The sequence below is a fragment of the Sphaerochaeta sp. genome (assembly GCF_050256055.1).
Classification (GTDB): domain Bacteria; phylum Spirochaetota; class Spirochaetia; order Sphaerochaetales; family Sphaerochaetaceae; genus Sphaerochaeta.
The window spans coordinates 52350-71606 of the sequence record NZ_JBFWIJ010000016.1 but is presented as its reverse complement, the minus strand read 5'-3'; the positions used below and the strand labels follow the sequence as shown (position 1 = coordinate 71606).

Below are 19257 nucleotides of genomic sequence, written 5' to 3'. Positions count from 1 at the left end.
AGAGTTCCGTGGGACTCCTTTATTCTTCTCCTTTTTTTGCGTGCATTTCATCCTACCGCGCGCGTATTTTTCACTTCTGAAATGATTTTCTTGTAATTCGATGCACATGGTATTACCATAGCTGCATGCGCAAATTAGTGATAGGCAGCAGGGTTTCAAAAGAGCAGGAAGGAATACGGGTATATGAGTTTGATGAAGCGTCGGGAAGACTGACCTACCTGACGGGAATCAACGGAATTGAAATGCCGACCTTCCAATGTGTCGACCAAAAACAACACATACTGTATTCAGTCTGTGAAACCGAGCAAGATGGACATATCTATGCCTATCAGCTTACTGAGGATGCTCCACCTCGTTTCCTCTTCACCCTCCCCTCCTTGGGGGGAAGTCCTTGTCATCTGAGTCTCGATCCATCCAAGGAACGACTTGCAGTCGCAAACTATGCGAACGGCGTTTTCACCCAATTGGGGTTGGGAAGATCCTTCGGGCTGCACTACAGCGAGTCATTCAGCGGGACAGGCGAAAATCCTGTACGACAGCAAGGCAGCCATATCCATAGCAGTCTCTGGATGAAAGACGGCTCCTCATTGTTTGTCGCCGATCTCGGACTCGACACCATCGTGTGGTACGACAAAAGCCTGCAAACCAGGCAATTGATCAAAACACCGCCGGCAACCGGCCCCCGACACATGGTACTTTCCCCTGATGAACAACTGCTGTATATAGTTGCGGAACTATCCAGTGAGACCCTGATCTACCGGTTGGGCACCAACCCGACATTGGTTCAGCGAATCAGCACCGTAAGCGATTCCTTCTCAGGCGAAAATACCGCTGCCGATCTGCATTTCAGCAACGACTACCGATTCCTCTATTGTTCCAATCGTGGATATGACAGCATCGTCGTATATGCTGTGGAACCACAAACAGGAGTCCTTACGGTCGCTGGATTCATCCCCACCCTGCAGGAACCACGAAATTTTGCCATCTCCCCTTCCTCATCGTTTCTTTTGGTAGCCAACGGCAGCAGTGACCGGGTCACCGTCCATGCCCTCGACCAGAGGACAGGGCTGGCTGGAGCCGCTATCCAAACACTTGAAGTCGAGCAACCGGTTTGCCTCACCTTCGTAGAGTAAAGGAAAGGAGAGCCGGCTTACGCCGACCCTCCCTTAAGTACGTACTGTATATGACTCCTACCAGTTGTGCCAGAATGTCACCTGTGTGAAATTCTGATTCGGTTGCATGGTAGATGAGAACCTATTGATTAATACAGAACCAAAGACAACGGAAAAAAGAAGGTAGACTACCAGGAAGATCCCCGCCCCCAACAGCATCCGATTACTCTTCTTGTGACTCGACTTCATTATGTTGTTTCTCCTCGTTTCGTGCATATGCATACTGTTGTACATCCTCCAACGTCAAACCAAGCGTCTCCAGCCGGGCAAACAGAAGAGGAAGTTCCTTCTTGATGAAATGCTCTCGCCGCATCTTCAGCACCAACGAACGAGCATCCTTTGCAGTGAAATACCCGATACCCCGCTGGTTCTCCAACGTGCCTTCTTCCTGAAGCATCGCATACGTCCTGATCACCGTATTGGGATTCACTTCCAATTCCATAGCCATATCGCGTACGGAAGGGATGCGCTGCCCGTCTTCCCAGACCCTGCTGAGGATCAAATCATGGATGTACTCTGCGATTTGCAAATAAATTGGGGACAATGCGTTAAACTGCATCGGTGGCTTGGACCTCCTCAACCCTGAAGTAGGCCGTTACCAGACAGAAGACCGGCAAGGCTACATAGTACAGAAACTCGGATAGATATCCGAACACCCTGAGGGACGTCATGGAACGGGAAAGATGCTGGGGATCAAAATACATGAACATATCGAACATCGGAATGGAAGAACCAAACCGAATGGCGAAAATGATCCGTACAAAAAGCAGAGCCAAGGCCCCCAATCCCAGCATGATCACACCGATTGCCAGCACCGTCTTGATGAAATGTGCCTTATGGAAATAGGTTGCCCCCAAGAGGAACACCGAGTTCCAGACCCAGTACTGTGCCAGCATCGTACCAAATGCACCGTCGGAGAAGGGGTTGAAGAACGCGACCGGGTTACCGAACACCAAAAGCTCGATCGGCTCAGTCACCACACTGGTCAGGAAGAACAGTACGGTCAAGGCAATCGGATAGGCAAACATCACCAACACAGCCTTGGAAAGAAATTTTTCCAGATTCGTTGCAGGCAGCATCAACCACTCGTGCTGGGAATCCTTGCCGAACATATCCTCGGCAAACTGGAGACTGGTCAGGATGAAACCACCGAGCAGCAGAAAGCTGGGGAACATCCCACTGTATACTTCCGTCGGGAACGCAGATCCCGTATATCGGGCGATCAAGCTCTGTACCGTCTCGAAACCGAACAGAAGCAGCACAATGACCAGACCGTACGTGCTCAAATCCTTCTGTCCTGTCTTCAATTCCCGTTTGAGCAACGCAGAAAATCTATTCATCGCACACCTCCCTGCTGTCCCTTGGACTGTTCGACCACCACATTGAACAAGGTCTCCAAATCCAACGGCTGTCCTTGCTTGTCCTCCGTCCGTTCGCTGAGCACCATCCAGCCACCGAGCACCTTCTCCACATAGGCAGTGTTCTGGGTATCCGGCTCGACGGTGGTGAGTTCGAGTACATACTTATCCGATATCGAAGCGACCGTGTCGTTGAAAATAACCGAACCATCATGCAAAATAATGATCGGATCAATCAAATTCTCCATATCACGGACCTGATGGGTGGAAATGACGAACGTCCTGTTCTCCGTCATTGCCGAAGCCACCGTCTGTCTGAACTGCCGTTTGGAAGGAATATCGAGCCCATTGGTCGGTTCATCCAGGATCAAGAGAGCGGTATTCGATGCAAGGCCGAAGGAAAGCAGCATCTTTTTCTTCTGTCCCAAGGACATCTGATTCAGCTGCTGATTCAGATCCACATCAAAATCCCGGCAATAGCGCATGAACTGGTCATGATTGAATCGCGGATAAAACGGAGAACGCATGGACAGGTACTCACTTGCCTTCATCTTCGGCAGGGGGAATTCCTCTGGAAGGTAGAAAATCTCAGAAAGCAAAGAAGGAGTACGCTTTCTCGGTTCTTCTTTCAATACGGTCACCATACCGCTTTGCGGGAACAACTGTCCGCTGAGCAGTTTGAGCAACGTGGTCTTTCCTGCTCCGTTCTTCCCAAGCAACCCATAGATGTTGCCCCGATGAATCTCCAACTGCAATGAAGAAAACAAGGGTTTGTTTCCATACGAGAACCCAAGGTCTTTCAGACGTACCACCATCTCTGTGTCGTTTTGTCCGATGGGTTGCTCAACGATCAAATCATTGGCCATGTATGCCTCCTAATCAGCTACTGTACTAGATAACTAATACACCAAGATAGCAATTCTGTCCAGTCCTTTCCCAATAATTCTTCACCTATTCGTAAAACTGATGCCCTGCTTGAAGTTTTTCGGTATTTTCAGCCATTTGCCAAACTATCACTAGTAAAACTTACGATAAGTTGGTAGTATCGGTTCTTGCGCGTTGTCTTTGAAAGCAAAGCGCAAGATCATCCTTCACCTCTCTTGAGAGAGGGTTGGAAACACTTTATATAAAAGGGCTAGATTTACATTTAGTACAAAAAAAACCATGGTATAGAAGGAATAAGGGTAATGAACGAAACTACCAACCAATTCTACCTCGATCGTCAAAATGAAACTGAATCCAACGCACGCACTTATCCCCGCAAATTTCCCATTGCAATCAAACAAGCCAAAGGCTCCTACCTCATCGATGTAGAAGGCAACAAATACCTTGACTTCCTCTGTGGAGCCGGTACACTGGCACTCGGTCACAACGACGCTGAAGTCAACCAAGCCATGATCGACCTCCTGCAAAGCGAGGCTCCACTCCATACTTTGGACCTGACCACCCCTACCAAGGACACCTTCGTCCAGACCCTTCTTTCCCTGCTTCCCGAAGAATTGAAAACCAACGGCAGGCTGCAATTCTGCAGTCCCAGCGGCACCGACGCAGTCGACGCAGCCATCAAGCTGTGCAAGACGGCAACCGGTCGTTCATCCATCGTTGCCTTCAGCGGCGGCTACCATGGCATGGGTCACGGAGCGCTTGCTCTTACCGGTAACCTCAACGCCAAGGCACAGGTCAACGGCCTGATGCCTGATGTACATTTCTTCCCCTACCCATATTCCTATCGCTGCCCGTTCGGCCTTGGCGGGGAAGCCGGCATCGACGCAGCTTGCGCCATCTTCGAGCGAACGCTCAAGGATCCGGAAAGCGGCATTACCAAGCCTGCTGCAGTCATCCTGGAACCCATCCAAGGAGAAGGCGGCGTAGTCCCCGCCCCGATCAAGTTCCTGCAGACCGTCCGTCGTGTCACCAAGGAATTGGGTATTCCCATGATCGTGGATGAAATCCAGTGCGGAATCGGCCGCTCGGGCAAGTTTTTTGCCTTTGAATACGCCGACATCACCCCCGATGTCATCCTTACCTCCAAAGCAATCGGAGGATCACAACCGATGAGCGTGGTCATCTATCACAAGGATCTTGATGCATGGCAGCCCGGTGCCCATGCCGGCACCTTCCGCGGCAACCAGCTGGCCATGGCCGCGGGAACCGTGGTCATGAAGCGGGTGAGCAAACGCGAGTTCCTTGACGATGTCGTACGAAAAGGCGCCATTATCGAACAACGCATGCAGAAATTGAAACAGGAAGTTACGATCATCGGAGACATCCGCAGCCGCGGTCTGATGCTTGGCGTCGAATTCGTCGACCCCCATGCAGAAGCCGATCAACTCGGATCGCTCCCTCCCAGCGGCATCATCGCTTCCAAGGTGCAGCGTGAATTCTTCAACAATCACCTGATCATGGAGAAAGGCGGACGGTACGGCTCGGTCATGCGCTGTCTGTGTGCACTCAACGTTACCGATGAGGAAATCAACGAAATGCTTGAGATCACCGAACAGGCTATCCGCAAGGTGGATGCAGATGTCAACAGCCATCGATAAGCTGCCCTATATCCTCAGCTGTGACCCTGCGGCCAAAGAGATCTATCAGACGGTCATCAGTCAGACGGTACAGGCAATTACCGATTCCATCCAAGACGGTGGCGCCTATCAAGGCGCTTCCGTCCACCAGCTTCAGCAGATTCTTGCCAAAACCCAAATTTTGCCCGAGCAGGGCTTGGGTTGGCACGCAGTGCTGGACAAGGTGAAAACAGACATCCTTCCCCATTTTCTCAGAACCTGGTCAACCAACTATATGGCGCACCTGCACAGTCCCGCACTCATCGAGTCGCTGGCCAGTGAGTTGATCCTCTCCACCTTCAACCAATCGATGGACAGCTGGGATCAATCCCCCATCGCCACAGAGGTGGAAGTCCAGGTCATCAAAGAGCTGTGCGAGCTCTATAATCTGGGTCCTGATGCCGATGGTACTTTCACCAGCGGCGGCAGCCAGTCGAATCTATCAGCCTTGACGTTGGCCCGCGACTGGTACTGCAACACGGTATTGCACCATGATGTAAAGAAGTACGGTCTGCCTGCATCCTTTCAGAAACTCAGACTCTATTGCTCAGAGGTTTCGCACTTCTCCATGGAAAAGAGTGCTCACCTGCTCGGACTCGGCTACGATGCAGTCCGCAAGGTTGCAGTGGACGCACGCTGTCGGATGGACGTTACCGCCCTCTCGGCCATGATCGAGGAGGACGAAGCCTCCGGCCTGTTGCCCTTCTGTGTGGTGGCCACCATCGGAACCACCGATTACGGATCCATCGACCCGGTCGAGGAACTGCGCAAAATTTGTGACGAGCACCAGTTGTACCTCCATGCAGACGCCGCCTATGCAAGTGCCGTACAATTGTCGGACCAATACCGCGTCCGTTTGGGAAACCTTGGTTTGTGTGATTCCATTACCGTTGACTTCCACAAGATGTTCCTGCTTCCAATCAGTTGCGGCTCCCTCTTGATCAAGCATAAGGCTTGGTTCGATGTCTTCACCCTCCATGCCGATTACCTGAATCGGGAAGAGGATGAGATGGATGGATACACCAATTTGGTAGGTAAAAGCCTGCAGACCACCCGGCGTTTTGATGCATTGAAAGTCTGGATGGCGTTCCAGTGCAGGGGGAAGGACGGATACGGGGAGATGATCGACACCTGCATCGGCAATGCAGCCCATCTTGCCAACCAGATTGCAGCCAATGCAGCCTTTGAACTTGCGATCACGCCTGAGTTGTCCAGTGTGGTATTCCGCCTGAAGGGCAGCTGTGAGACCAATAAGGCGGTACGCAGACAATTGTTGCATCACCATCAGATCGTAATCGGGCAGACCGTATACCAAGGAAGAACCTATCTGAAGTTCACCCTGCTCAATCCCATGGTGACGCACCAGCATCTGGATGCATTGCTAGAACAAATAAAACAGATCGGGAGTACCGTTCGTCTCTAGCCTTCCCTATGCAAGGCCTGTCCCAGCTGTTTCAGACTCTTGGCAAAATCCTCATGAACCACCTGCTTCGGATCAAAGTGAAGCAGGCGGAACGTGAGCTGGATGCAGAATCCGATCAGAACCGCAGAAAGCAAGGTTCCCCAGCCAAGCAGTCCACCCATCAGAAAACCAGCAATCGTAACGCTCACCTCTATAGCTGCACGACAGACACCCACTGGAATTCTTGTCTTGCGTGCAAGCAGCACCATCAGGCTGTCACGTGGCCCGGCACCGAATCCACTGGAAATATAAAAATATGACGCGAGGGAAATGACAAACAATCCCAAAACAAGCTGGGCGATGCCGATATAGGCATTGCCCTGTTCCTTGAACCACCCACCGTCCAACAATACATTGATGAACAGTCCGACGGCAACCATGTTGCACACCGTTCCGATCCCCAGCTTCTCACCGCCGAGCATGGCCGCCAACGCAATTGCCAAGCCGACCCAGATGGAGATCGTCCCGATCTGCATCCCGGCAACCTTGGCAAGCCCTGCATGGAACACTTCCCAGGGAGCATACCCAATGTGGGCCTGCATGGTCAGTACAATACCCAGTGCATAGAGAAACAGACCGAAAAACAATCGGAACAATCGGATGGTGAACCTGTACATACCTGTCCTGCCTTGGCGATACCTTACCCAATTTGGCAGTGAATTGCCAGAGCAAAGGTTACCAAAACCTTCGCAATCCTTCGCTTCTGACCACCCAGCCTTTGGACGGAAAGAGCGGACCTGCTCCCAATCCTCCGGCCATCAGCGAGAGCGCAAGCAACAACGCCCCGTTTCCCGGAAGATACAAGGGGAGATCGGGTTTCGGAAGTTGTGCATTGTGCCCGTTGGGAGTATAGGTGTTCTTCTCGGATTCCATCAACAAAAGATCAACGGCAAGATCGAATCTCCCCAGCCTTGCGGCATTCATGGCCATCAACGGAAAATCCCAACCCCACAGCGCGTTCAGGTCCCAGCTCTTGAGCACCTGGTCCAACGAGTTGGCCATGATCCTGTGATCAACATCCCTTCCGTCCAGCAACCCGAGGCTGAACAGCAACGAAGGATGGTCATAGGCAAATGCTCCATAGGTATCGGGACAGTTTTGTTGGGACAGATATACATTCCCATCCTGGGGAAGCGGAGCCAGATGCCCGACAACATGCCTGAGTTTCGGATCAACGTGTATCTTTGCATCCTCCAAAAAGTGTATAGCCTCTTCCAATGCCCATCGCCAATATGAAAGCTCAAAGGTAGGATTGAGGGTTGACTCCGGGTCGTGGTTTTCCTGGACCGGGATGACCGGGCTGCCGAGCACATACCATTGATGCTCCTCGTCCCAGACCACATAGTCGGCCATGAAGGCGGCTGTTGCCTCTATGATGGTCGCCCAGGCAGGCAAAAGCGGAGACTCGGGATGGGTTTTCTTGAGCAGAACGCCATAGAAAATCGGATGCGGTTGCTGCCAACACAGCAGTGTTCCGATGGCCGACGGGCTGTCGTTGCCACTTGGGTCGGTCATCTTCGGCCAACGTGCTCCCTGGTATCCCTGGCTTTTCGCCCGTTCATAGGCACCGGGAAGAATCTTCAGATACCAGGAAAGCGAACGCTCCAACAATGCAGGTTGTCCGAATACCGCAAAATGCGCTGCATGAAGCAGATGCATCTCCAAATGAAATTTTCCGTACCAGCTGTTGCAAGTCAGCCCAGTTTCCGCAGGTGGGGTGTCGCCGCTCGATTGGATGGCGAGCAGGTACCGAGAGAGGATCATCCTTCGCTGCAGTTCGGCGGCACGGCTATCCTCCGATTGGGACAAGTCGATGAATGCCCCATCTTCCCAGAAAGCTTTCCACCAGAATTCGGAAGCCGTTTTCGCCTCCTCAAATGAGCCGGCCTGCCAACCAGTCGCATCAGGGGAGAACCATATGCTAGCCTCAAGTACATCCGATTCACTTTCCAAGAGGAATGTATGGCGTGATTTCTCAGTCAATTTCGCAGACGCTTCACTTTGGACCTGACAGACATAGTGCATCTGATCGAGCGTACGGTCGATTCGATACCGTCCGTTTCCCTCAGCAGCAAGCGTACTCGTATGCTGTTGGAGTTGCTGGTAATCGGCTCCTGAAATCGTATGGGATGCATACGGAAAGGCAAGCAGGACCTTCAACCTACCCTCACGAAGAAGTGGGGAAGCCAAGCGAATGGAAACCTGGTCGAACTGCGGATGACAGAGTGTCTGAACCTGGACCGGGCTGCCCTGATAGAAGAACCTACTGGTGATCACCCCACGGTACAGATCCAGCTGTTCTTCGATTCCACTGATCCTGTCCAGGAATTCCGATGGCGTGCAGCCTTCGGCATACAAGCCGATTCTTCCCAGATTGAACCGATGGGGGTTCACCCTTAAGTCATTGAACAGCTCCTCTTGATCCGTAGCATCGGTCATATACCCAACAGTTCGGGTGGCGCATGCATACCGGCGGAGGCGAAGCCGTTCGTAGTGCTTCTCTTCTTTTCCCGGATAGTCATGCATACCCCAGGAACTCATGGTACACAAGGGAGTCTGCCCTTCCTTGTCCGGCAGAATCGTCTGCAGACCGGTACAGTCGACACTGAAGGTAAAATTCCCATTGCCCACCGAAAGAAAGGAAGCGCTGTCATAGGTGTGCACCGTAGGGTTCTGTGCCGCAACCAAGGCTTTTCGGTCTATCGGCATTGCAAGCCTCCCTCCACTTCCTCAAGCTCCACAAAGAACGGTCGTTCATTCGGTGTCTTGTTCGGGCTGTGGTACGTCAGGTACAACCGGCCTTCAAAGGAACGGAAGATCATGCCGTGTCCACCGTCACCGGTGATCAACGGCTCCTGCTGTTGTTGCCAAGGACCGAGCAGACTGCCGTTTTTACTGACGGCATAGCCCATGGCATAGCCGTTGGGAGCTACGCTCGACCAGAGCATGAGCAGCTGTCCGTCCTCAAGATGGTGCAGGAACGGGCCGTCGGTCACCCGGGCATCGACCAAATTGCTCCCGTCACGACGGGCAAGCAATTTCGGCCATGGGGCTTCGGAGGCACGGAACAACAGGATGGGTTCGCCGATCGGAGCATCCAAATGCTCGCTGAGTCTTTGCGCACAGACTTCTCCGTCATTGACCTGCACCCATTCATGGCAGAATACGATCCAGTTCTGTCCTGCATCATCCACAAAGAAGGTTCCGTCGAGGCATTCCCACGAAAGCGGTGTAGCAGGTTGCGGTGAAACCGGCCTGAATGGACCGAGCGGGGAATCGGAAACCAGGATTTGGGTTCCCCGGCAATGGTCGTTGGATTTGAAGGAGGCAAACATATAGTAGGAGTCTTGGAATACATGCACTTCCGGTGCCCAAAAGTTATGGGTGCCCCAGAATCCCGATTCGGGCTTGAAGACGGTTACCGGCCCTTCCCAATGCTTGAGATCAGAACTCTGGTATGCCTCGAAACTCACCCCTTGGATCTTCCAAGGTTCAACGTCAGTGGTTCCGTATAGATAGTATCGTTTGGTCAGTTCATCAGCGAGAATGAACGGGTCCCGCATTTGGATATCGGTCAATTGCATGCAGTTTTTCTCCTTTCCCTTCCAGTATACCCTACCTTCGTAAAACGCGAAAGAGTGCTTGCGTGCCCGTTCACGGTGACTTTTGAATACGACTGTACCACCTTTTGTCTCCCCCCCATGCGCGTACAAAATACCGGGTGAAACCTCTCGTTTCACCCGGTATATCATTGATGGTAATCTGAGCAAGCATACTTGGTTGCGCTACAACACGAAGTATCCGATGCCCTCATGATCGTATTTCTTCTTGACCAGCTCCAAGGCTTGCTCTATGGCAGAGAGCAGGTCCTCTTCACAATAGATGATCATGATGAAATTTTCTTCCGGCCAAACATCATCACCCAGCTTGGGGATGGTGTTTCCCCTTCCATGGGCGGCAGGGATGATCGTGTAGTGCATCGGCACCTGATAGTGCTCCATAGCCTCCAGGACATCATCCAGGATTGCCTGGGCTGCAATGATTTCCACTCGTTTCATCCTACTCCTCCTCAGCATAGCTTTCGATGCTTTCCACATCCTTCTTCTTTTTCTCCCGGTTGAAGAGTGCATACAAAACCGGAGTGAAGAAGATGGTCAGGAAGGTGCTCACCGTCATGCCACCAATGATGGTCTGCCCGATCGGTTGTATCTGCTCAGCCCCTTGCCCACCGAAGAATGCCAACGGGATCATGCCGAAAATCGTGGTAAGGCTAGTCATGAGGATCGGTTTGAGCCGATTGCCTCCGGCGTCAATGCAGGCTTGGCGCAAACCCACCCCTCGTCTTCTGAGCAAGTTGATGTATTCGATCAGGACGATGCCGTTGTTGACCACGATACCGGCAAGAATGACGATGCCGATGGCGCTGATCAAGCTGAAGGTCTCTCCGGTAATCAAGTAGATACCCACCACCCCGATCATCATCAACGGCATGGAGAGGAGCACAATGAAGGGATTGCGGAACGACTCGAAGAGCGAAGCCATGACACCGAAGACCAATACGATCGCAAGGACAAGGATCAGGTAGACCTGACTGAACATCGCCGTCATATCGGCAAAGTCTCCGCCATACTCGAGATAGACCCCGTCGGGAATATTGATCTGTTTCTCGATCAAGGCCTTGATGTCGGTCTCCGCCTGACTCGCGGCGTATCCACCGGCCAGTCCGCCGAGTACATGAACCGAACGCATTTCGTTCTCACGCTTAATGGATACCGGCCCGGTTGAACGCTCCAAGGTGGCAAGATTATCCAAGCTGATTTTCTCCCCGAGGGAATTGCGGACAAAAATACGTCTGAGATCGAGTTCGCTTGCACGGTCTGATTTCTGCAGCATCACGATGATATCGGTGTCGGTCCCGTTGTCCTTCAGCTGCGTAGCGGTGATTCCGTTGACGCTGTTGCTGATTTCCGTTGCGATGGTCTGCATCGTCAGGTTGTAGGAATATGCCCGTTCACGGTCGATCTTGAAATGCAACTCGGGAAGCCCTTTGTTGAAGTCAGTACGTACTTCGGTAATGTTCGGCAGATGCTTTGCGATGAGATCACGAATCTGTTCGGCAGTTGAGACCGCCTGATCAAGGTTGTCGCTCTTCACCAGTACATCTACGGGGTTCACATTCCCCAGTCCCATGGATACCTGGGAGAAGGAGAAGGACGCGGCCGGATAGAGGTCGTAGTATTTACGCAGTTTATCCTGCACCACCTGCATGGAGTCGACCCCGATTTCATCCTTGAGCGAAATCTGCAGCGATCCGCTGTTGGTTCCTCCGTTCCCGAAGAAACCACCGCCTCCAGCCGTCACGATGATGTCCTTATACCCCTTGATATCGGCTTTCGCCTTCTCTTGCAGATCCAACAACAAATTTTCGGTGGTTGCCAAGGTGGTTCCCTCGGGTAGGCTTACACTCAAGGAAACCGAGGTCTCATTCATAGTGGGATAGAGACTCTTATGCATCAGCGCAAAAGCCTGGAAGGTCAGGACCAACAACAGCAGGACCAAGATCAAGGTCAACCATTTATAGTCGATCAAGAGGGAGAGCACCCGCTTATACCCGCGGTCGAGTGCCTCGAAGGCGGCTTCGGCTTTGTCGTCGATGAAGCGTAGCAGACGCAGCTTCAACGGTTTCTGCTTGCGTGTATAGACTTTGACATACGAGCTGGTCAACACCGGAATCAGGGTAACCGAGACGATCAGGGAAGAAAGCAGGCTGATGATGATCGTTCCGGCCATCGGGGTAATCATCTGGCCAAGCATTTCCAACTTGCTTTTCAAGAGTACCATGGGTACGAATACACACACAGTGGTCAAGGTGGAGGCGGCAATGGCAACGACCATTTCCTTTGTACCGAGAATTGCGGCGGCATCAAGCTTAGCTCCTCGTTCGCGGTACCGGAAGATGTTTTCCAACACAACAATAGAGCTGTCAACCGTCATACCGAGTCCGAGTATCAGACCGGTGAGGGTCATCAAGTTCAGCGAATATCCCATGAAGAACATGACCAAAACGGTAAGCAACATGGATATGGGGATCGAAAGGCCTATGATGAAGGTCGACTTGAGACTCCTGAGGAAGATGAACAGAACGATCATGACCAGGATCACTCCGTACCAGAGCGACTGGTAGACGGCATTCATCGTGGATTCGATCATCGTCGTGGTATCGACGATGACTTCCAGGCTCATACCCTGCGGCAATTCCTTGTTCATCTGATCAAGGACTGCATACACACGTTTGGCGACCTGGACACTGTTTGCGTCCGATTCCTTGGATACCGAGAGGTACACACCCGGCTCCCCGTTGATGTATACCTGGCTGGTGGGATCATGATAGGCATACCGTACGGTTGCCAAGTCCTTGATGCGTACTACATTTGAACCGATGACATTGCCCTTCGCATCATATTTGGGATAGGAGGCGACCATGGCGTTCTCTATCTGGTCCAAGGAGACGAATTGGGCGTCGGTTCTCAACAGGTACGACTTGTCCCCTTCGATCAGGGAACCTGAGCCAAGCTGGAGGTTCTGCGGACTGAGCGTATAGGCAACCTGGGACAAAGTCAGTCCGTAGGCTTCCAATCGGTTCTGGTCTATGGCCACTTGGATGAAGGCATCCTGCCCACCGTTGATCGAGGTGGAGGAAACGCCTGCAACCCGTTCGATGCGGTTCTGCACCATGTCCTTCATGATTACCCGCAGGGCGTTGGCATCCTGCCCGTTGGAACTCTTCAAGGCGATATTCATCACCGGCATCATGTTGGTATTCAACTTGAAGATGGTCGGTTGGCTTGCATCGGAAGGGAACGCATCGGTATAGAGGTTGAGGTTGTCGTTGATCGATTGACTAGCCTTGTCCAGATCAGTCCCATAGGCAAATTCAAGCATTACCATGGAAGTGCCTTCGGAGGAAGTCGAAGTGATCTTCTTGATCCCTCCGACATTCGAGACGGCGCTTTCCACCAGTTTGGTCACCCGCTGTTCCATCGTTTCTGGGCTTGCGCCACGATATGTGGAATACACGATGACCATCGGCAGATCCATTTCAGGAAACAGCTCCACCGAAAGGTTCGGATAGACGACCAAGGCAAGCACCGTCAACAAAACATAGATGACGATGATCGTAGTAGGTCGTTTTACAACAGTATTGGTTAGACTCATGCTGGCTTCCTTATGTTTCTAGAGCACCCGAACCTGGGTTCCCTCGGTCAGCAGGCTCTGCCCCTGAATGACCAATACGTCCCCTACCTGCAGACCTTCGGTGATCTGCACCAAATCATCCACTTCCATTCCAAGGGATACGGAACGGGTATGGGCGATGTTGTTCTCGTCTACGACATACACGTAGGCCTGGTCTCCGTTGTACAGCAACGAGGAGCGGGCGATGACCACGACGTTCGAGATTTGCTCGGTCAACAGGGTCACCGAGGGGAACATGCCGCTTTTTACCAGATTATCGGGATCATCAATCGTCAGCCTGATTTCCAACGTTCTGGTCGCAGGATTCAGGACCGGACTAAGCCGGCTCACCTGACCAGTAAAAACCTTGTCCCCGAAAGCCTTGAACCGGAACTCCGCTTTGGTGCCGATTCCCACGGACCCGATATTCCGCTCGGCGATATCCATCACCACTTCCAGGTTTTCCAACAGTCCGATACGGGCGATCGGCGCCTGCATGGAAACGGTCGATCCCTGTACGAAGGGAAGCGAAAGGATGGTACCGGAAGCAGGAGCCTTGACGGAACTGGACTTGTATACCACACCAGCCCGGGAAGGATCGACGGTGGCAAGCACCTGATCCTTTGCCACCCGGTCTCCTACCGAGACATCCAGACTGGTCAGCGTTCCGGCAACCTCGGGGTAGACGTCAAGCGAGCTTGGATCGATGACATTCCCATTGCCTTTGATGGTATTCTGCAGATCCGACAAGGCGATGGACTCGACGTTGACCGAAACAGCAGCCTTGTCCTTTTGTGTTTCCTGGACGGGAGTCGGCTGCAGTTGCTTCAGGTACTTGAAGGGATTGACCACGACCAAAGCCGTGGCAAGAATGATCAGGATGATCAGGACCACCAGTCCTGCAATACGTTTCTTGGACGATGTATGTTCCATAATTACAGCAGCTCCTTGGCTTGATACTCATGTTGGAGATTCAGTTGATACAGCAGGTCTATCAGAGAACTGACATACTGGTATTGGACACCCAGAAGATTTTGCTTTGCAGAAAGCAGGTTGTTCTGCGCACTTTCCAAGTCAACCAGACTTACGTACCCACTTTCATATTGGGCTTGGTTCATGGCATAGAGACGTTGGGTAAGCTCGATGTTCTGTTGGGCGAGGTCAGCCTGGCCGGAGAGCATGTTCAGATTCTGCACCTGCCCCCGTACACTCACCTCCAGTTGCTGCAACGCTTGTTGACGCTGCAACAACAGCTTGTCCATGGAGTTCTGCAGCTTCTCCAGTCCCATCTGGGTACGGGAATCAGGAATGAATCCATCCAAGGGAATACGAAGGCCGATGGAATAGGAAGCCGAATCGCTGAAGGTATTCGTATAGGAATCATTCCAGAGCGAGATATCATATGAACCGCTTAAGGAAAGTGAAGGCGTCAATGCCTGTTGTTTGTTGGATGCATAACTGCTTTTCAGTTGCTGCAGGTTCAGATCAAGCAAGGTGATGGAGTAACTCTTTGCAAGATAATCCTGGAGTTGCGCCACCTCGAGCTGTTTTGCCAACGTGGGGACCTCGCCCTCCAACGAGAGATCTTCATCCAAGGAAAGACCGAGCATTGCCTTCAGGCTGAGCAGGTTCGCCTGGTATTGGTTTTTTGCCTGCTCAAGCCCCGGCTTCAGCTTTTCAACGGAAAGCTGGGCGGAGAGCAATTCCAGTTCAGAGGCAAAGCCTTGGTCGTACTTGACCTTCACTTGGTCATACTGACTTTGGGCAAGCTCCAGATTTGCCTGCTGTACCTTGATGTTCTGGTCCTGCATCAACAGGTAATAGAACAGTTTGGTGACGTTCTTTTCCACTTCCGCCTTTGCCTGCGCATAGGTTACCTGCTGGATCTGGTACCCTACCTGATAGGTATCCATCTGTGCCTTGACTGCAGGATTGAGGGTCATGGAGACAGAAAGGCCTACCCCCAGACCCCGGTTGGTATACGAGGCGGCACCCATAAGGGTGGTGGCAGCATTAAAGACCGGTCCACCACCAGCATTGCTCAAGGTAAGCGATACGGAAGGCAGAAAGAGGTTCCAGGAAGTCTGGACATCCCGCTTTGCCGCATTGACATCGATGGCCGAGCTGGTAAGGGAAAGGTTGTTGGCCCGTGCCAATTCCAGTGCCTGATCCAAGGTGACTGAGGAAGAGGCAAACAATGGTATGGATAGAGAGAGCAACAGCAATCCCATCCCGAAATACTTTTTCTTCATAGAGAATTCCTTACATGTGAGACCGTCTACACAATACTCATGTATGCAGGAAACGGCAAGAAGTGAGACATAAAAAGCCTGTTTGGTGATGCAAATTTGGGCACCTGCCTACTGATGTCTAGACAGATTCCTCCTGTACCGACACAACACAATGCTCTTGTTCTCCCAGCTCATATGCCTTTCGCTTCGCCTGATAGAGAACCTTGTCAACGCCAAGCAGGAATTGATGGACATTTTGCAACGTGGTCTTTGCCAAATTGCAGCATCCGACGCTTACCGACAACTCGAACGGCATCGTCTGTTGTCTATTCATACGCGTCAACGCATTCTTGAACGGAGCAAGCACGTCTGACAACGGCAACGGCTTCGCAAGCGGTACCAACAGAGCAAATTCATCCCCACCGAACCGACTGATCACTGCATCTGGTATAAAACTCTGCTCGAGCAACCGGGAGAGTGCAACCAAGGCTGCATCACCCATTTCATGCCCGTAGGTGTCATTGACCTTCTTGAAGCCGTTGATATCGATCAAGATGACCCAAACCGGAAGATTGCCCTCGTGTTTCTCGAAGGCCAACCCGACCATCTTCTGGAAGTACCGGCGGTTGTACAAGCCGGTCAAGAAATCACGACTCACTTGGAACGTTTCCACATTGAAGAACAGGATCAGGAGGGAAAAGGCAAGACTCAACCAAAGCACTTCCAAACCATAGAACATGGTTTGGAGCAAACCGGCAATGGCAACCGGGAACGGAAATACCAACAAGGTGCTGAATAATTTGCGTTGCAGTTGGGTGTTGCACTTGGAAAGATACAACGGCCCGGCTGCCAGATATGAATAGTTGCAGATAACCATCAGAAAAAACCAAGGCCCCCGTTGGTAGATACCCTCCTGCGAGATGGTGAACAGCCAACCGGTGAATGGGCTGACAAGTGCAAAAACCGCATGGAAGGCGAAAGGAAGCACGACCATGGCGATAAAGAGACTTTTCACTCGAAACTGACGATTGATCAGAGCGGAAACATAGAGGAAATACAAGACTCCGGGTGCAGGATTCAGCAGGTAAAACAGTGCAGTCAGCAGCGAAACCATCGTCCTGTTCGACGGCCTTGGGTAATAGATGCCGAATAAGTCCACACTGAACTCCAAGAGCAACAACACGGCATTGAGAACGACCAAAGACAAAAAAAGTCTATCCGCAAGCTCTACACTCCCCTGCTGTTTCCAAAAAAAGTAGAGGATGATGACCAGCAACAACAGTCCTACCAAGGTATTTTGCAATGAATACAGAAGCAGACCAAACCCCCTTTAGACCGAAACACCATGGGAAAACCACGGTATAGGTACTGTACGACACTTACTTTGGCTTGTCCATGTGCGAGGCAGGAAAGAAGTTGCGATACCTTCATTGGATTCTTCCCATCGCATGGTGTTCGAACCTTGCGTCCACCACCTGTGTCTTGTACCATACAGTATGAGTGAATGCACAGCCACCAATGAATTTCTCCGCAAGCACAGCATGTTCGGTGGATTGACCGAAGCTCAGCTTCAGTTGATAAAACCCTATTTGCAGCAGGAGACCTATCCAAAGGATACTACATTGCTCAAACAGGGAGAGCCCAACAACAGCGTGCATTTCATCGTCGAGGGCGAAGTGGCGGTGGTACGCCGTTCGGAAACCAACAAGAAACAAAGCCGTATCATCACCACGCTCCACAAGGGCGATTCGTTCGGCGAAATGGAGTTGATAGACATCCAAAATTGTGCGGCCTCGGTGGTTACGCTGCAGACGACAAGCATCATCACCCTTTCCAACCGTGACTTATACAAGATTTCACTGCAGGATCTAAAAACCTATACCATGTTGGTACTGAATTTGGCCAGGGACATCAGCAGGAGACTCCGAAGTGCCGATGAAATGCTGGCTATGGTGAAAACGAAGGCTACGCTTCCTTCTTCGTGTGCTCCAAGCGATGCATTCGTGTAAGGAACACCACCATCAACAACGGGAAGATGGCAGCCAGCAGCATGCCGCTGCGGAGTGCCGCCTCATCAAGCGGAAGATCACGCAGCCACGGAAATACGGTCACCAATGAAGGAATGACATCGGCGGTCAGCCCTATGAACCAAGGTCCGAACGCAGCACCGGCATCTCCTCCTGCGGCAAGAAAAGCGAACAAGGAGGATCCCGCCAAGGGAAATCGATTGGCTCCCTGTACCACCGAACCCGGCCACAAGAGACTCGCTCCCAACCCGGTGAGGATGCAGGCAACCAGACTTACCATCGGCCAGGGACTCAATGCTGCAACCACATAACTGAATATGCAGAGCACCGAACCAAACACCATTGCCTTATAGAGAGGGAATTTTGCACCCCATGCCCCATAGACAGCACGTGCAGTCCCCAAGAGGAGTGCGAAAAGGCACAGTCCCACCAAATCCCCTACTTCCTTGGGGAGGCCCAAAGAGGCTTCAACGAAAGCACTGGTCCATTGGGACATGGAGACCTCGGTGGCTCCGCCTACGGCTATGCCCAACACCACCAGCAGGAAATAACTTGAGCCCAGCAGCTCACGGATTTTCGTCCGCTTCTCCTCACTGACCGCAGGAGCCAATGGAACGCGAAGGAAATTGATGAAATTCAGCAAAGGAAGAACCGACCAGAAAAGCACGACAATCGTCCAATGAGCTCGGCCGAACACATTGAGCAGGATGGTCGTCCCAATCACCACGACGATGAATCCCCATGCATAGAAGGAGTGCAACAGGCTCATCGCCCCTTCCTTTGAATCATTGGGTATCGCCTGGACTATGGCACTGAGCAGCAGTTCGAACAGCCCTCCGCCTACCGAATACACGACGGTGGCAACCATCAGCCCAAGGTAGGGGTTGAAGGGAAACAAGGTGGGTGCGAATGCCAACAGGACAAATCCCAAAAAAGCCAACAGGTGTCCTGCAGTAATGAACGGGCGCACCCCGTACCGGTCAACCGGCCGACTGAATGCCAAATCAGTGATGATCTGGGTCACGAAATTCAACAACGTCAATCGACCCGCCATCTCGAAGGTCAGACCGAATTGATCCATGAAGGTAACATACAACAAGGGGGCCAGATTACACGTCAAAGCCCCTATGAAATTGCCCAGATAACAGGCTCGAATGGTTGAGCGATACATGCATTGGAGTATATGCCGTAAAAACAAAAAAGGAAACCTTTG

16 protein-coding genes are annotated in these 19257 nt (G+C 51.9%); 4 read left to right on the top strand and 12 right to left on the bottom strand.

What is annotated here, in order from left to right; translation table 11 throughout:
- The first annotated feature begins 125 nt into the window (after window positions 1–125).
- A complete protein-coding gene (locus tag AB7C91_RS08030) occupies window positions 126–1133 on the top strand; it encodes a lactonase family protein (RefSeq protein WP_428590443.1) in 1008 nt (335 codons plus the stop codon).
- 202 nt (window positions 1134–1335) lie between these two features.
- Here AB7C91_RS08030 and AB7C91_RS08025 read toward each other — a convergent pair whose 3' ends face one another.
- Genes AB7C91_RS08025 through AB7C91_RS08015 form a run of 3 tightly spaced genes read right to left on the bottom strand, consistent with a single transcriptional unit; the run spans window position 1336 to window position 3396 of the window.
- Window positions 1336–1731 carry a GntR family transcriptional regulator gene (locus tag AB7C91_RS08025; protein WP_332446818.1) on the bottom strand — a complete coding sequence of 132 codons (396 nt, stop codon included), beginning with the start codon at window positions 1729–1731 and terminating at the stop codon, window positions 1336–1338.
- Window positions 1721–2512: a hypothetical protein gene (locus AB7C91_RS08020; RefSeq protein ID WP_332446817.1), complete on the bottom strand. Its 792-nt coding sequence runs from the start codon at window positions 2510–2512 to the stop codon at window positions 1721–1723. The genes AB7C91_RS08025 and AB7C91_RS08020 overlap by 11 nt, the downstream gene beginning before the upstream one ends.
- Window positions 2509–3396, bottom strand: coding sequence for an ABC transporter ATP-binding protein (locus tag AB7C91_RS08015; RefSeq protein ID WP_332446816.1), 888 nt, complete (start codon window positions 3394–3396; stop codon window positions 2509–2511). Before AB7C91_RS08015 ends, AB7C91_RS08020 begins: the two co-directional genes overlap by 4 nt.
- 321 nt (window positions 3397–3717) lie before the next feature.
- Between AB7C91_RS08015 and AB7C91_RS08010 the strand changes: the two genes are divergently transcribed.
- Window positions 3718–5073: a diaminobutyrate--2-oxoglutarate transaminase family protein gene (locus AB7C91_RS08010; RefSeq protein WP_428590438.1), complete on the top strand. Its 1356-nt coding sequence runs from the start codon at window positions 3718–3720 to the stop codon at window positions 5071–5073.
- The gene (locus AB7C91_RS08005) at window positions 5054–6514 is read left to right on the top strand and encodes a pyridoxal phosphate-dependent decarboxylase family protein (RefSeq protein ID WP_428590435.1); all 1461 of its coding nucleotides are present in this window, start codon (window positions 5054–5056) and stop codon (window positions 6512–6514) included. Before AB7C91_RS08010 ends, AB7C91_RS08005 begins: the two co-directional genes overlap by 20 nt.
- Here the strand turns inward: AB7C91_RS08005 and AB7C91_RS08000 are convergent.
- The 8 genes from AB7C91_RS08000 to AB7C91_RS07965 all read right to left on the bottom strand — a co-directional run bounded on the left by AB7C91_RS08000 (window position 6511) and on the right by AB7C91_RS07965 (window position 17320).
- Window positions 6511–7170 carry a hypothetical protein gene (locus AB7C91_RS08000; protein ID WP_332446813.1) on the bottom strand — a complete coding sequence of 220 codons (660 nt, stop codon included), beginning with the start codon at window positions 7168–7170 and terminating at the stop codon, window positions 6511–6513. The genes AB7C91_RS08005 and AB7C91_RS08000 overlap by 4 nt on opposite strands.
- Window positions 7171–7228: 58 nt before the next feature.
- A complete protein-coding gene (locus AB7C91_RS07995) occupies window positions 7229–9262 on the bottom strand; it encodes a hypothetical protein (RefSeq protein WP_332446812.1) in 2034 nt (677 codons plus the stop codon).
- Window positions 9253–10137: a glycoside hydrolase family 43 protein gene (locus AB7C91_RS07990; protein ID WP_428590431.1), complete on the bottom strand. Its 885-nt coding sequence runs from the start codon at window positions 10135–10137 to the stop codon at window positions 9253–9255. The genes AB7C91_RS07995 and AB7C91_RS07990 overlap by 10 nt, the downstream gene beginning before the upstream one ends.
- A gap of 201 nt (window positions 10138–10338) precedes the next feature.
- Window positions 10339–10611 (bottom strand): PG0541 family transporter-associated protein, encoded by a 273-nt coding sequence (locus AB7C91_RS07985; RefSeq protein WP_332446810.1) that lies wholly within the window; start codon window positions 10609–10611, stop codon window positions 10339–10341.
- 1 nt (window position 10612) lies between these two features.
- Window positions 10613–13768 (bottom strand): efflux RND transporter permease subunit, encoded by a 3156-nt coding sequence (locus tag AB7C91_RS07980; RefSeq protein ID WP_332446809.1) that lies wholly within the window; start codon window positions 13766–13768, stop codon window positions 10613–10615.
- Between the two features lie 18 nt (window positions 13769–13786).
- Complete coding sequence (locus AB7C91_RS07975) at window positions 13787–14719, bottom strand: efflux RND transporter periplasmic adaptor subunit (RefSeq protein WP_332446808.1); 933 nt, start codon at window positions 14717–14719, stop codon at window positions 13787–13789.
- 2 nt (window positions 14720–14721) lie between these two features.
- Window positions 14722–16038: a TolC family protein gene (locus tag AB7C91_RS07970; protein WP_428590427.1), complete on the bottom strand. Its 1317-nt coding sequence runs from the start codon at window positions 16036–16038 to the stop codon at window positions 14722–14724.
- A 118-nt stretch (window positions 16039–16156) separates the two neighbouring features.
- Complete coding sequence (locus AB7C91_RS07965; RefSeq protein ID WP_332446806.1) at window positions 16157–17320, bottom strand: GGDEF domain-containing protein; 1164 nt, start codon at window positions 17318–17320, stop codon at window positions 16157–16159.
- A 193-nt stretch (window positions 17321–17513) separates the two neighbouring features.
- On the opposite strand from AB7C91_RS07965, the gene AB7C91_RS07960 reads away from it, so the two are divergent.
- Window positions 17514–18026 carry a cyclic nucleotide-binding domain-containing protein gene (locus tag AB7C91_RS07960; RefSeq protein WP_332446805.1) on the top strand — a complete coding sequence of 171 codons (513 nt, stop codon included), beginning with the start codon at window positions 17514–17516 and terminating at the stop codon, window positions 18024–18026.
- Here AB7C91_RS07960 and AB7C91_RS07955 read toward each other — a convergent pair.
- Window positions 17983–19215, bottom strand: coding sequence for an MFS transporter (locus AB7C91_RS07955; RefSeq protein WP_332446804.1), 1233 nt, complete (start codon window positions 19213–19215; stop codon window positions 17983–17985). The genes AB7C91_RS07960 and AB7C91_RS07955 overlap by 44 nt on opposite strands.
- Window positions 19216–19257 lie beyond the last annotated feature (42 nt).